This window comes from Providencia sp. UF-224 (assembly GCF_058245955.1).
Map to the genome: position 1 here is coordinate 135614 of NZ_JBSICC010000007.1, position 13808 is coordinate 149421.

Sequence of the window (13808 nt, forward strand, 5' to 3'; positions counted from 1 at the left end):
CATTGATTCCATGTTAAATCAAACCAATAGAAAACTTACTTAACTTCACATCTTTTTAATTAAATTGTCAGTAGACATGTTATCCTATTTAGAGCACTTATGAATACTTACCTAACATTACCCTCTACTATTGATAGTTTTGCATTCTGTTGGTCTTAAGTAAAAGCGAATTGAAGGGATTATCATGCTACAAGAAAGCGTTATCAGAGAAATTATTCTTTGGATTGAACAAAATTTGGAGTCTCGCCTATCCCTTGATACGGTGGCTGATAGGTCAGGATACACAAAATGGCACTTTCAACGCCTGTTTAAAAATCAAACAGGGTTAGCGCTGGGTTCGTATATTCGAGCAAGGCGCTTATCATGTTCTGCGGTAGCACTACGTTTAACCAATGATAGTATCATGGATATCTCTCTTCGCTATCGCTTCGATTCTCAGCAAACATTCTGCCGCGCCTTCAAAAAGCAGTTTAATCTGACACCATCAGAATATCGCAAACGTGAAGGTTGGAAAGTGGATGGTTTCTGCCTTCCACTTCGAGACAGTAAAGAGTTACAAGTGCAGGTGAAGTTAACACAACTTCCTGCAACTCATCTATTAGGTGTACAACACCGCTATACACAAGACATTAATGAGTGGAATCTCAAGACTGAAGAACTTAGACGCCATTACTGGCAGTCATTTCTTGATAAAAACCAATATGTTACTCAGCATTTATATGCTATTCATGGCGTTGACCCGAATGCTAACGAAGAAGGCCGTTTTTTATATACTACGGCTTTAGATGAAAAAGATGTGGATATCGTTCCCGCACAAGCCAAAAGCCTGCAAGTCCCCGCAGGAGATTATTTAGAAATTAAATTTAGTGGCAGCCTTCAAGGCACTGATTACAACGATATTATTTATACTGCTTATGGTAAGGTTTTGGCTGAAATGGATATTGTTCGAGGGGATGGCTCAGATGTTGAGCTTTATGTCCTGAAGTCTAAACCCACTTACGATGACTTTATCAATAACCCATATAGCTATATTCAAGAACTCAATTACTATATACCCGTTATAATTTAAAATGTTCTTAATAACCCGCTAATAAATAGCGGGTTATTTGTAGGCTAGAAATTAAAACGTTACGTTCAGTTTAGCCCAGAACGTTCTGCCCGGTTCATTCACCGGTACGTTAGATGAATAACCAAACCCACTGTTACCCGCTAAATTTAAGTGCTCACTGTAAGTCTTATCAAACAAATTATCGACCCCAGCACTTAACTTCATATTTTCATTCACTTTGTATGCGGTATTGAATGAGAAAATGGTAAAACCTGCACTTTTACTAAAATCTTTCCCCACCACATTGCCGTCGTTGATGGCGACACGACTTTGACGACTGACAACACGCACTAACCCTGTCGTTGTCCAATCCCCTTTTTCCCAAGACAAACCAAAACGGCTTTCAAGTGGTGGCATTTGTGGAAGCGCTTTACCGTCTGTTCTGTTTTCACCCCATGCATAAGCAAGGCTAGCATCGGCTTTCCACTCATCGCTAAGTTTTTGCGCCACACCGAGCTCTCCGCCCATGATCATGGCATTCACATTTTCAACTTGGCTCATCCGAGGATTGCTGGCGCTATAACGGAAAAGAATGAAATCATCAACACGACCTACGTAGGCAGAAACCCACGCATTGGTATTCTCATGACTGAACTTAGCCCCAATATCCAATTGGGTGGTTTTTTCTGTTTTTAAGCTATCAAAAACATTACTTGTACCGTCTGGGCCCATTTTTGGTGAAAACAGTTCCCAATAATCAGGAAAACGCTCGGTATAGCCGACACCTGCATACAACATTACAGGGGTATTTTCGAGGGAATGCTCATAACGAGCGAAACCCGCTGGCATGACGGTATTACGCCCTGAAGAGCCGATTTCCTTATTATTCTCAACGATTACGCGATCCAAACGTGCTCCACTGACAACTTTTCCTTGTGCCGTGGCTTGCCATGTTAATTCGCTAAATACGCCATAATCTTGGAACTGCGCATCTTTCACCCAGCCAGCCGTATTTTTACTGCGGTGCTTGTTAGTTTGCATATCAGCCCCCGCTCGCAGCTCATAATCCGTCCATAACCATGTTCCCATCACACGCCCACCCATGGTTTCACGGTCAACGCGCATTTTCATTGGCATGTTCATCATACTATGGCCGCCATGCCCCATCCCCATATGCCCTCCCATTCCGCCACCTGATGGTGAGCGTAAAGAATAGTTATCCATAATATGGTCGGCATAGTTGTAATAGGCATTGGCTTCTATTTTGTCGAGAACATCGCCGATATTGCTCTTTTCAAATCGCAACCCATAACTTTCACGTTTAAATTGGGAACCATCCATACCACGTCCTGCGTAACGCGCTTCGCCATCGCCTTTACCCGCAGTAAGTTCTAATAGCGTGTATTCATCTGGCGTCCAGCCCAGTGCAATATCCGCGTTCCATTTGTCCCATTTCGACGGAACTTTATCGCCATTACCATCTTTATAATCATTAGAACGTGATTTATTGCCAATAACGCGTAAGTAGCCTGTTTCATTGCCCAAACTAACATCCGCGTTCGTATCCCAGCGGTGATTCGAGGCCGTTAACGCGCTTGCATTCCCCTTCATACCACTTTCAGTAAATAATGGTTTTTCACGTTCAAAACGAATAGTTCCTGCTGAGTTACCCGGCCCCCACAATACCGTTTGCGGCCCTTTAATCATATTGAGCACATCAAAGTTTTCAGGGGATATATAAGATGTTGGTGCATCCATCCTTGATGGGCATGCGCCTAGCATTTCACTGTCATTAGTTAAAATACGCAAACGTGAACCAAACATGCCACGAAATACCGGGTCGCCATTGGTTCCACCATTACGAATTTGGGAAAAACCGGGAATAGTTTTGAGGTAATCAGAACCATCACTGGCAGGAACGGGCTGCCTTGGTGTTTTTGGTGACGTCGTAATCGTTAATGGGGAATCAACAGGTGCAGTCACGATCATGACTGAGCTTTCAGAGATTGGGCTTTGGTTAATATCATTTTTCGCCATCACTGAGGTGGAACCAATCACGCTGATAACCAATACTGCCGCAGGTGCAAATCTAAATTGTAATGTCTTCATTTATAACCTGTTTTTTATATTAATAGAAATACTGCCATCGTTGTCTTAGCCACAAAATCGACGCTCCTAATAGGAATACCTCTTGAAAAAGTAATCAAATTCAAGACGTACAAAATCGACTTTGCTGAATAAGGCAAAAATAGAATTATGTTATGAATGTATTAATGATAAAAAATCAGATAAATGGTGGAGCACGGGCTAAACGCAAGGTCCAAGGCCTAAATAACCAAAGCTGGACGCGACGTTCAAATGGCAGGAACAGTGTTAGTGTTGCAAGCTGTCGAATAACAGCGGCAATAAATAAGATAAGAAATGGAAAGTGAACCAATAATTGACAGTAACCGCAGGCAATATCTTCCATCGGCGATTGCCCAATACCCGTCATTAACATGTGATTCATTGCACCACTGTGCTCACAACTTTCAGGCATCAGCATACCTTGATGCGAATGCATCGAATGCTCTGCCATTGCAGTGTTCTCTGTAACGTTATTCGTTGCTATGCAATCATTCATCTGTTCCATCGATTTAGAGATCAATGGCGCAATGAACAACATAGCAACCGCTAATAACGCCAGATAGGCAGCAAGTTGTCTAATTGAGGAGCGCAGGTGCAACGTTTTTCCGTCATCTGGGTACGAATTTATAACGCGCGATTGTATCTTATTTTGATTCTCATTGTTATTGGTATTTGTGGAAAATGTTAATTGAATATAAGTTTTATGCGTGTTTTTAGTAATATACGTCCGATATAATTCAATAGTAAAATCAATCAGTTGAATAATTGATAAGTTATCTCAAGCTCATGAGTGCCCCTTACCAAACTAAAAAAGCAAAAAATGCGGCACTCATTATGAGATGCCGCAAATGTTTTCTTTTCAAATAGAACTAAATCATTTATGCCAATAAATTCGCAGGATTATCAATACAAAGACGGTTGAGCATTGATTTATCAACGCCTTTTTTCGCGAGTAAAGATAAGAAAACATTAGGAACAAATCCCCAACCATTCCCCCCATTTTTAGCCCACATTTGCTTAAGGAATACATCATGGCTTAACACGATTTGCTGGCCATAACCCATCTCAATCAGCTTACACACTGCATCCGCAGTTTCGGTCACTGTGGGAGCAACCCCTTCTTTTGGAAATGAAATATCTAAACCTATCATGTCGAACTCAAGCCATACGCCTCTGTCTAGCATCCGGCGTTGGTAATCAAAATCTTTCCCTGATGGGTCTGAGTGCGCCAATGAAATTTTAGCTGGGTTAACACCCATTTCCTTAATTAAGATATCAAGGACTTCATCACCACGGCGCTGCCAGCCCGGCATGTGAATATTCATTGAGACATGATCATTTGCCAACTGTGCAACGGAAGCCGCGCGTAAACTGTTTTTTTCGCCTTCGGTAAAAAATGGTGAAACACCAATTTCACCAATCATACCCGCACAGATATCGGTTCCATCAATACCAATATTCAGCTCATCATCAATCATTTTAGCCATGGCATCGATATCATTAACGAGGCGATCACCTTCAAACTTTTCGATATATAACCCCGAAGAAGCAACAACATTAATGCCTGTTTTAATCGCCACTTCGCGTAATTGATGGACATCTCGACCAATCGCTTTTGACCCTGTAGCATCAACTAATGTTCTACCACCTAACTCTTTGAAGTTATTCACTTCATAGATGACATCTTCAATGGGTTTTTTATCCATGTTATCGCAGCAGCAATACGGGTCATGTTTAAGTCCCCATTGGATATCTGCGCTGACTTTTTTATCAACTAGAACATGCGAAAAGTCATAGAATGGCTCATCGACAACGGTTGATAAATCGTTAAACAGATGCTCATGTGGCAATGTCAGTCCCATTTCTTCTTTTTTAACAGGACCCGTCACTGTTTGGATATACCCTTTCATCTTTATACTCCTGCGGCTTTTGTCGCTTTTGCTTCTCTAAACTCAGGAATGGTAGTGATAATCGCCCCCACTAAGGCAAATACGGTACCGATGATAGTGACTAAATAGACGGTATTACCGAGGGATGGTAACAGAAGGTCAATTAATACGGAGCCAAGTAACTGGCCTGCCGTTGAAGCCACACCTAACATCAATAAACCTAAACCGCGAACTAAAATAGCCATTAATGCAATCGACATCAGACCTAATGGGCCACCTAAATACATCCACCAAACACCCGGTAATTCAAGGGTTAGGTGTCCCAATGCCATACGAATGACTAACGCAATCGTTAAAACAGTAAAGCCAACAATAAAGTTCCACGTGATAGAAACCATCATTGAGCCTGTCGCTTCGGCAACTTTAGAGTTACCTGCTGGCTGCCAACCGGCTAATAGACCCGCTAAGAACGGCAGAATAGCTAAATAAATTGCTGAGCTCGAATGCCACTGTGGTGACACCACAAATAAAGTCGCAACAACAGCAAACACGGCGCCTAATACACGAAACGTGGTAAACGGTTTTTTCTCATCGATACCAATACCAAAACGGTCGCATAATAGCCCAGAAAGTAATAATGCGGAGATTAATGCTGTTTGGAAGGTTGCAATCCCTAATGCACTGGCGGATGCCCCTTCAGAAAACACGACCATTGCGCCACATAACCCTGCAAACCAGTTCCACAGCGGAATTTTTTTGTTTTTAATTAAACTCGGAATTGCTGCAAATTGTTGTCGGGTTTGTTTTTTCGCAATAATGATAAAAAACATCACAACCAAACCGCTAGCAAAGGAAATAACCGCGCTCGCATTACCATCTTTTAAAACATCACCGAGCTGCCCATTCACTGCGGATTGCATTGGCGATAACATACCGGCTAATACCGTCGCTATCATTAAAAACGGAGTAGAATAACTTTTAGCACTCATAAAATATTCCTTTTGGATTTTGACTATGAGTCATTATTTTTGTAATCGGCTTACAAAGTGCTGAATAGAATCCAGCACTTATTTTCTTTATTTTTGATTTTTTACTTTTAAAGAATTAATTAACGTGCGATTTGCTTTAGGATATTTACCCACATATCTGAGTAATGTTCCCAAGCCATAAATTCACGACTTCCCCAGTGCGGCGAACAGTCACTCATAAAACAACCTGTTTTTCCGTTTTCATATTGGCCAAAGACGAGTAATGGATCTTCACCAATATTTAAAACGACGTCTGTATTTTCTTTTGGCTTAACTTTGTTATAGCCTAAGAACATAGGCCAATTACCAAAACCTTTAATAGAGTCATGTTGTGTATTTTCTGGTGTTGCGAAAATACCTTCAGGCGTTTCCACACGGTCATCACCATCTAGCATTTCAACCGGTAATACTTCTGCTAATAACGTATTTTTATAATTCGCTTTCGCTTCAATACCCATAAAGGATAAATAACCGCCAATCATTAATAAACCGCCGCCTTGGCTAACATATTGCTTAATTAGGCCTAATGCATTTGGTAATACTTTCATATTATAGAAAGTATCATTTTGCAGTAAAAATGTATTAGCACCGATATCGCTGATTACAACAACATCGTATTTTTCTAATTCTTCGACAGTTTTCGGAAATGCCATTTGCACTGTGTGGGCTGGCATATAATCAATTTCCACACCTTTATTTCTTAAACACTCTAATAAAAATGTAGCGCCTTCTTCATATTTGCTTGATGTGAAGCTGTCATAACCTTTTGTGTGGATCATATGGATATGCCATGATTCACCAATAAATAAAATTTTCATTTTTTTCCTCGTTTCAGAATATTAATTTATTCAGGGGATTGAGTCACAACCTGTGAGTAGGTTGTTTGATTAATACGATGCATAACATTAATATCTTCAGGCATTTCTGAAGCGTTGCTTGTTTCAACAGCAAGGGATGAAAACGCGGATGCATAACGTAAGGCATAAGAAAATTGTTTCCCTTTCGCTAATGAAGCTGCAAGAGCGCCATTAAATGCATCACCTGCACCCGCCGTATTTTTAACAACGGCAGTGTAAGCCGGAGAATAAATGAACTTATTACCATCAAATGCAATAGAGCCTTTACTTCCGAGTGTAATGACAACTTTTTTTACACCTTTGTTATAGATAATTTCAGCTGCTTTTTTGGCAGTTTCAATGTCCACAACATTGATGTCAGAGAGCAAGCTTGCTTCTGTTTCATTCGGTGTCAAAATATCGATCTTTCCAATTAGCTCATTAACGATATTATTGTAAGGCGCAGGATTTAAGATAATCGGAATATTATATTCATTACCGATTTCAATTATTTCCCTTAATGCTTCAATATTCGTTTCCAGTTGAAGAAGAATAATATTTGAATTTACAATTTTATCTTTCTGAATTTTAACCTCATCCGCAGTGATATCCATATTTGAACCTGGATATATCGAAATAATATTTTCCCCACTGTTTTCAGAGACAAATATTGATGCCGTTCCTGTTTGGTATTTTTCCGTTTGGTATATTGTTGATGTTTTTATTTTTGATGAAGAAATAAAATTTATTGCATATTCACTAAATTGATCAGTCCCTATTTTAGTAATAAAATGCACAGGTGAATCGGAATAACTTGCTGCTAGTGCTTGGTTACAACCTTTTCCACCTGGTGAAAAAATAAATTTATTCGATAACAATGATTCACCCGCTTCAGGAAGTCGAGGTAAATAACTAATCATATCAACGTTAAATGAACCTAATACACATACTTTACCTAACACGGCATCATCCTTATCTGTTCTTTCATTAAAACTTTCATTGCACTCAAGAAATTGAATAATTTCCTTTTTAGCAACTTTGTCTAGGGTTTCAAATTCGATATATGCGCCACCATGGCAACGGCTAATAATTCCTTTTTTTGCTAAAGAATTTAAATCCGCCCTAATGGTTTCTTTCGTGACATTAAGTTCTTTCGATAAAACAGAAACTTTTGCTGAGCCTGTATTTTTTAAAATACTAATTATTTTCTTATGTCGTTCTGCTTTCATGCCATTTTACCTCATGGCATTTACTCTAATTTATACCCTGTTACGTTAATGTGACTATACTCATACCTTCCCATTCAAAAGCAAAAAAAAGCAAAAAGCATAAAAATAAAAACAAAAAAAACCAAAAAAGAACAACCAAAGCTAAATGGACTATTATTATCAATATAATATTAGAATTGATTAATTAATTTAATTGAATTTCAACTTACCACTGTAAATATAAGAAAATATTAACTCTCCTTTCTTTAATTATTTAATTTTAAAATAAACAGTTTATTTAAAATTTTAAAGCTAAATTATCAAACCATCATACACCATCAATTTGGTTTTATTATAACAAATACTCTTATCCATCGTTGTAACCTATAAATAATGAAGAAGCCGCTATTTGTGATGGTATTCACAATTCAATACATTCATACAAACCAACAGCAAGAACTGGTTGAAGCAGAGGAACATGGCAGAGGTAGGTTAAGTGGGATTGTGATGTTTTACGCCTTTGAAGCAAAGCATTGTTCGCTAAAGGCGCTAACGTGACTTGGAGGGACTTAAAACTATAAAAACAAAAACGGGGACTTACGCCCCCGTTTTAATCATATAGACCAAACTGATGTTACTTATCAGCAGGCATGCCTTTCTTTTCATGCACCATCATTAGTGCTTGCTCTACGCTGCGCTCGATAATCACTCGGCGCTGATCATTTTCAGGCAGCAGTTTTAACATCATTTGCCATGCTGAAATCGCCTCTGCGTAACGCTCTTGCTCAAAAGCATTGAAAGCAAAAATACTTAACGCTTTTACATTCGTGCGGTCTTCTGCAATCAGCTTTTTCAGTAACTCTGCACCTTGGCGATTATCTTCAGGGTCAGAGGAACGCGTTAAGACTTCTGCATAACCAATCACCACATTCTCATCTTTCGGTGAAAGGCGGTACGCACGGCCATACGCATCGGTTGCCATCGTTGCGTTACCCAGCACCATGCCTATGCGCCCTAACATCACCCATGCTTCTACATTTTGCGGGTCTTCTTGTAAGCGAGTACGCAAGCCTAATGCTAAGTGCTCCATTTCCGCATTATTCAGCGGCGGCTCTGACGGGTCTAAGGCTCTATCCAGCAAGGCAGGTGCTTGTTGATAAGCATTATTCCAATCGGCAACTTTTTCATAGCTGCCCACTTGATAATACGCCCCAGCAGCAACGCCGAGTGCTATGACTACGCCCGGCAGGTAAACCCAATTACTTGCCCGTGAAGCTTCCGGAATTTCATCTTCTTCTCCGTTTTCGACTTGCTTGATGCGCACGCGTTTTTTCGAGCGGGCAAAAATAATCCAACCACCAATGATAATCGCGGCAAATGGCAGCCCCCATAACATTATGGTTAATGGCGTTAATGGTGGGTTATAAGTAACAAAGTAACCATAACGCGCCACCATATAATCGACGATTTCATCACGGTTTTTGCCTTCTTTCATCAACTCATACACTTTTTGGCGTAAATCCAGTGCAATCATCGAGTTAGAATCGGCAATACTGTTATTTTGGCACTTAGGACAACGCAACTCTTCCGTTAATTTACGAAATTGCTGCTCTTGCTGTTCGTTATCAAACGTAAATACTTCCGTAGAGGCATACGTGATTGTTGCACTAAGAGCCAACATCAATAAACCGAGTAAATACCTCATTGGTTCGCCTCCTGGTTATAGCGCTCCCAAAGGGGCTTAAATTCTTTTTCCCAGACACGTTCATCCATTGCCCCTGCGTGGCGGTAACGGATAATGCCATTGCCATCAATAAGGAAGGTTTCTGGCGCACCATAAACCCCAAGATCAAGCGCTAACATGCCTTCACCATCAAATAAACTCAATGCATAAGGGTTGCCCAGCTGACGCAACCACACAACCGCTTTGTCGCGTTTGTCTTTGTAATTTAAGCCAACCACACGCACACCTTGCGCGGATAATGTGTTGAGGTATTGGTGCTCTGCACGGCAAGTGACGCACCATGTTGCCCAAACATTCAATAAGATAGGCTGGCCTTGCGTTAACACCTCTGACTCGTAATGCTTTCCGGGGTTTTCTAACGATTCCAAGCGGAAAACGGGCACGGGCTTGCCAATTAATGCCGATTCCAATAAACGTGGGTCATCGCCCTCTGCATTACGCATCAACTGCCACAGCAATACCGCAGCTATCCCTGCGAAGATAATAAAAGGGATTAAAAAGACTTTGCGGTTCATGCTGTTTCCCCTTGTAATTTACGACGACGATAACGTGGGTCAAACAGGCAGAACAACGCGCCGATTGCCATTAACACACCGCCAGACCAAATCCAGCGAACAAAAGGTTTATAATACAAACGCATGGTCCACGTGTTTTTATCGACTTCCTCACCGAGAGCAGCATATAAATCGCGGGTAATCCCACCATCAATCGCCGCTTCAGTCATAACGGCACGGCTCACGCTGTAAAAACGTTTTTCGGGCATTAAGATGCTAACCACTTTGTCGTTTTTGGTGACGGAAATACTGCCGATAACCCCTTGGTAGTTCGGGCCATCCGCTTCATGTACACCATTAAATGTGAAGGTGTAACCGTGAATAGCAATGTTATCCCCCGGTTTCATTTTCACATCGCGCTCAATACTGTAGTTTTGACTAAAGGCAATCCCGACAATGGTGACCGCTAAGCCTAAGTGCGCACAAACCATGCCCCAGTAACTTGGGGTAAGTTTGATTTTTTTGCTAATACGCACTTTCATTTCAGCGAACGCTAAAATGGCAATCCATATTGCCATCATCAAACCGACTACGGTTAGTGCTTCAACGCGGTCTTCCATCAGCATAGGTAATGCAAATGACAGAATCAGCGTCATCACCGTTGCAATAATCAGCATTTTTTTAATCGCCACAGGACGGTCACGCCCCCAGCGAACCAATGGCCCAATCCCTAATAACAAGGCAAAAGGCACCATCAATGCAATGAACATGGTGTTAAAGAACGGTTCACCAATAGAAATGGTGCCTAACCCGATTTGTTTATGCACTAACGGCAGTAATGTACCAAGCAGCACCACAAGCATCGCCGCAGTTAAAATCACGTTATTACCCAATAACATTGACTCTCGTGACCACAGCGCATTGTTGACCCGTGAACGAACTTTATGGCCTCGTAACGCAAACACCAACAGCGAGCCACCAATCACCAGCACCATAAATGCTAAGATGAATAGCCCGCGGGATGGGTCAGAAGCGAACGCATGCACGGAAACCAATACGCCCGATCGCACTAAGAATGTACCGAGTAAACATAATGAGAAAGCAAATATCGACAAGAGCAATGACCACGCTTTAAACGTCGCCCGTTGTTCTGTCACTGATAAAGAGTGGATTAACGCCGTTCCCACCAACCATGGCATAAAGGAGGCATTCTCTACTGGGTCCCAGAACCACCAGCCGCCCCAACCAAGCTCATAATATGCCCATGCGGAACCTAACATGATCCCGAGGGTTAAGAAGAACCACGCAGCCATCGTCCAAGGGCGTGCAAAACGGGTAAAGGAGCTGTCTAATCGCCCACTGAGCAAGGCCGCAATCGCAAAGGCAAATGCCACCGAGAAGCCCACATACCCCATATACAATAAAGGTGGGTGGAAGATAAGACCGGGGTCTTGCAACAATGGGTTCAGGTCGCGCCCTTCAATCGGAAACGACGGCAATGTGCGTGAAAATGGGTTTGAGGTAAAAATGATAAACAACAAGAAACCGACGCTCACCATCCCCATTACAGCAAGCACGCGAGCAACGATATCCAGCGGCATGCGATAGCTAAACAGCGCAACCGCAAATGTCCAGCCACTCATCAACAAGACCCATAACAACAGGGAACCTTCGTGAGCGCCCCACGTTGCGGCAACGCGGTACCAAATCGGCAGTTGAGTATTGGAGTTGTTCGCCACATAAGTGACAGAGAAATCATTTACGACAAACGCATTGACGAGAACAAGAAACGCCCCCGTCACACAAAGAAACAGTAACCACGCCAATGGGCGCGATGAAGCCATCAAACGTGTATCGTTACGCGCCACGCCCCATAATGGGTAGATGGACAACAAAACGGCAAGGCCTAGCGCTAAGCACAATAAAATGCTACCAATTTCTGGGATCATGACGCATTTTCCTTATAGGCTGCGGCAGGTCTCCGGTGGTTTTCTTGCATCGCTTTTTCCACTTCTGGCGGCGTGTAGTTTTCATCATGTTTTGCCAGTACTTCTTTCGCTAAAACATGGTTGTTTTCTTGTAATTCACCTTGTACGACGACGCCTTGCCCCTCTTTAAATAAGTCCGGCAAGATGCCTTCATAACTGACATCAATTTCGGCTTCTGCATCATAAACAGTGAAGGTGATTTTTAATGATTTTGGATCAGCATCGCGCACGACACTGCCTGGCATGACCATACCCCCCACACGTAAACGTTGCCCAACCTCAGGCATTTGCTGAGTTTCACGTTTACCGTAAATGATTTCACCGGGTGTATAAAAGAGGTCAATACTTGAGCGCAGTGCGTAGAGGATCAGTGCTAGCGTTAAGCCAACTCCAATAAGTATGGAACAAATCAACCAAAGTCGGTTACGACGACGAATATTCACATCCCCTCCCTACGCGCTCTTGCGGCTTTTTGTCTTTGTTCGCGAGCTTGCTGTTGAATAATGGCATTAATAATTATTTTTCGTTGGATAACGGTATGTATACAGAGTAGCAAAATGGGAATTAAAGTCAGCGCTACCGCCAACCAGACATAAAACCCATAGCCTCCCATCGCAAAGAAATCGCTCCAAGATGCAAATGCACTGGTCATTGAGGGCGCCCTCCTTTTTTCACAATATCGAGCACCCAAGGGCGATTACGTTCGAGAACCAATAACTGATTACGTAAGCGAATGAGTGTTAAAGAGATAAATAAGAATAAATACCCGAGGATAGCTAACCGTAGTGGTGTGCGCATCGCTGGGTTGATACTTTCTTGCATCCGTGTTGACGGCTGATGCAGCGTTTGCCACCATTCAACAGAGTAATGAATGATAGGTAAGTTAATCACGCCAATTAATACTAAAATCGCCGCGGCTTTGCCTGCGGTACGGCGATCATCAAAAGCATGCCATAACGCAATAACGCCCACATACAGAAAAAATAGAATCAATTCAGAGGTTAAGCGTGCATCCCACACCCACCAAGCGCCCCACATCGGCTTACCCCAGGTCGCGCCAGTGACTAATGCAATGAAAGTAAAGACCGCGCCAACGGGTGCCATCGCGGCAATCGCCAGTTCAGACACTTTCATCTGCCACACCAGCCCAATAAAGGCCGTGATAGCCATAGTGGCATAAATCCCCATTGACCACATCGCAGCAGGCACGTGGATATACATGATGCGGTAGCTCTCGCTTTGTACTTTATCGGTTGGTGCAAAACCGAAGCCCCAGACCCAACCTACCGCTAAACAAATCACACTTAATATAATAAACCACGGTACTAGACGCCCACATAACCGGTAAAGGTTAACGGGGATGGCAAGTTGATGAAGCTTTTTCCACATAGTTTAATTACCCTGATTTATTATATTGTTAGTAAATGCTGAGTGACAGCATCATAC

Annotated in this window: 14 protein-coding genes; 2 read left to right on the forward strand and 12 right to left on the reverse strand. The window is 42.1% G+C overall.

Translation table 11 applies throughout. The features are described 5' to 3' along the window. The first annotated feature begins 184 nt into the window (after positions 1-184). Positions 185-1069, forward strand: a complete 885-nt coding sequence (locus AC4IFO_RS09295; RefSeq protein WP_490733721.1) for a helix-turn-helix domain-containing protein — start codon at positions 185-187, stop codon at positions 1067-1069. Between the two features lie 51 nt (positions 1070-1120). Here AC4IFO_RS09295 and AC4IFO_RS09300 read toward each other — a convergent pair whose 3' ends face one another. The 6 genes from AC4IFO_RS09300 to AC4IFO_RS09325 form a co-directional block, all read right to left on the reverse strand. Then, positions 1121-3157, reverse strand: coding sequence for a TonB-dependent copper receptor (locus AC4IFO_RS09300; RefSeq protein WP_490733723.1), 2037 nt, complete (start codon positions 3155-3157; stop codon positions 1121-1123). A gap of 175 nt (positions 3158-3332) precedes the next feature. Continuing rightward, complete coding sequence (locus AC4IFO_RS09305) at positions 3333-3773, reverse strand: DUF2946 domain-containing protein (RefSeq protein ID WP_490733725.1); 441 nt, start codon at positions 3771-3773, stop codon at positions 3333-3335. Positions 3774-4053: 280 nt separating this feature from the next. Continuing rightward, positions 4054-5085 carry a phosphotriesterase family protein gene (locus AC4IFO_RS09310; protein ID WP_490733727.1) on the reverse strand — a complete coding sequence of 344 codons (1032 nt, stop codon included), beginning with the start codon at positions 5083-5085 and terminating at the stop codon, positions 4054-4056. Positions 5086-5087: 2 nt separating this feature from the next. Further along, positions 5088-6053, reverse strand: coding sequence for a DMT family transporter (locus AC4IFO_RS09315; protein ID WP_353242179.1), 966 nt, complete (start codon positions 6051-6053; stop codon positions 5088-5090). Between the two features lie 119 nt (positions 6054-6172). Then, complete coding sequence (locus tag AC4IFO_RS09320; RefSeq protein WP_490733729.1) at positions 6173-6910, reverse strand: glutamine amidotransferase; 738 nt, start codon at positions 6908-6910, stop codon at positions 6173-6175. A 26-nt stretch (positions 6911-6936) separates the two neighbouring features. After that, a complete protein-coding gene (locus AC4IFO_RS09325; protein ID WP_490733731.1) occupies positions 6937-8157 on the reverse strand; it encodes a ribokinase in 1221 nt (406 codons plus the stop codon). Positions 8158-8547: 390 nt separating this feature from the next. Here AC4IFO_RS09325 and AC4IFO_RS09330 point away from each other — a divergent pair, with 390 nt between their 5' ends. Continuing rightward, positions 8548-8694: a hypothetical protein gene (locus tag AC4IFO_RS09330; protein ID WP_490733733.1), complete on the forward strand. Its 147-nt coding sequence runs from the start codon at positions 8548-8550 to the stop codon at positions 8692-8694. 76 nt (positions 8695-8770) lie between these two features. Here AC4IFO_RS09330 and AC4IFO_RS09335 read toward each other — a convergent pair whose 3' ends face one another. From AC4IFO_RS09335 to AC4IFO_RS09360, 6 genes are read right to left on the reverse strand one after another with little or no spacing between them, the layout of a single operon-like run. Further along, positions 8771-9841, reverse strand: coding sequence for a cytochrome c-type biogenesis protein CcmH (locus AC4IFO_RS09335; protein WP_490733735.1), 1071 nt, complete (start codon positions 9839-9841; stop codon positions 8771-8773). Continuing rightward, a complete protein-coding gene (locus tag AC4IFO_RS09340) occupies positions 9838-10395 on the reverse strand; it encodes a DsbE family thiol:disulfide interchange protein (protein ID WP_219246344.1) in 558 nt (185 codons plus the stop codon). Before AC4IFO_RS09340 ends, AC4IFO_RS09335 begins: the two co-directional genes overlap by 4 nt. Then, positions 10392-12323, reverse strand: a complete 1932-nt coding sequence (locus AC4IFO_RS09345) for a heme lyase CcmF/NrfE family subunit (protein WP_490733737.1) — start codon at positions 12321-12323, stop codon at positions 10392-10394. Before AC4IFO_RS09345 ends, AC4IFO_RS09340 begins: the two co-directional genes overlap by 4 nt. Then, positions 12320-12805 carry a cytochrome c maturation protein CcmE gene (ccmE, locus tag AC4IFO_RS09350; protein ID WP_225819741.1) on the reverse strand — a complete coding sequence of 162 codons (486 nt, stop codon included), beginning with the start codon at positions 12803-12805 and terminating at the stop codon, positions 12320-12322. Before ccmE ends, AC4IFO_RS09345 begins: the two co-directional genes overlap by 4 nt. Further along, positions 12802-13014: a heme exporter protein CcmD gene (ccmD, locus tag AC4IFO_RS09355; RefSeq protein ID WP_490733740.1), complete on the reverse strand. Its 213-nt coding sequence runs from the start codon at positions 13012-13014 to the stop codon at positions 12802-12804. The genes ccmE and ccmD overlap by 4 nt, the downstream gene beginning before the upstream one ends. Next, the gene (locus AC4IFO_RS09360) at positions 13011-13751 is read right to left on the reverse strand and encodes a heme ABC transporter permease (protein WP_353242173.1); all 741 of its coding nucleotides are present in this window, start codon (positions 13749-13751) and stop codon (positions 13011-13013) included. Before AC4IFO_RS09360 ends, ccmD begins: the two co-directional genes overlap by 4 nt. Positions 13752-13808: the final 57 nt, after the last annotated feature.

Bases quoted from the DNA above. Each gene is read 5' to 3' on its own strand.
- AC4IFO_RS09310 (WP_490733727.1), bottom strand. From the start codon at position 5,085: ATGAAAGGGTATATCCAAACAGTGACGGGTCCTGTTAAAAAAGAAGAA.
- AC4IFO_RS09320 (WP_490733729.1), bottom strand. From the start codon at position 6,910: ATGAAAATTTTATTTATTGGTGAATCATGGCATATCCATATGATCCAC.
- AC4IFO_RS09360 (WP_353242173.1), bottom strand. From the start codon at position 13,751: ATGTGGAAAAAGCTTCATCAACTTGCCATCCCCGTTAACCTTTACCGG.
- AC4IFO_RS09340 (WP_219246344.1), bottom strand. From the start codon at position 10,395: ATGAACCGCAAAGTCTTTTTAATCCCTTTTATTATCTTCGCAGGGATA.
- AC4IFO_RS09325 (WP_490733731.1), bottom strand. From the start codon at position 8,157: ATGAAAGCAGAACGACATAAGAAAATAATTAGTATTTTAAAAAATACA.
- AC4IFO_RS09315 (WP_353242179.1), bottom strand. From the start codon at position 6,053: ATGAGTGCTAAAAGTTATTCTACTCCGTTTTTAATGATAGCGACGGTA.
- ccmD (WP_490733740.1), bottom strand. From the start codon at position 13,014: ATGACCAGTGCATTTGCATCTTGGAGCGATTTCTTTGCGATGGGAGGC.
- AC4IFO_RS09300 (WP_490733723.1), bottom strand. From the start codon at position 3,157: ATGAAGACATTACAATTTAGATTTGCACCTGCGGCAGTATTGGTTATC.
- AC4IFO_RS09335 (WP_490733735.1), bottom strand. From the start codon at position 9,841: ATGAGGTATTTACTCGGTTTATTGATGTTGGCTCTTAGTGCAACAATC.
- AC4IFO_RS09345 (WP_490733737.1), bottom strand. From the start codon at position 12,323: ATGATCCCAGAAATTGGTAGCATTTTATTGTGCTTAGCGCTAGGCCTT.
- AC4IFO_RS09295 (WP_490733721.1), top strand. From the start codon at position 185: ATGCTACAAGAAAGCGTTATCAGAGAAATTATTCTTTGGATTGAACAA.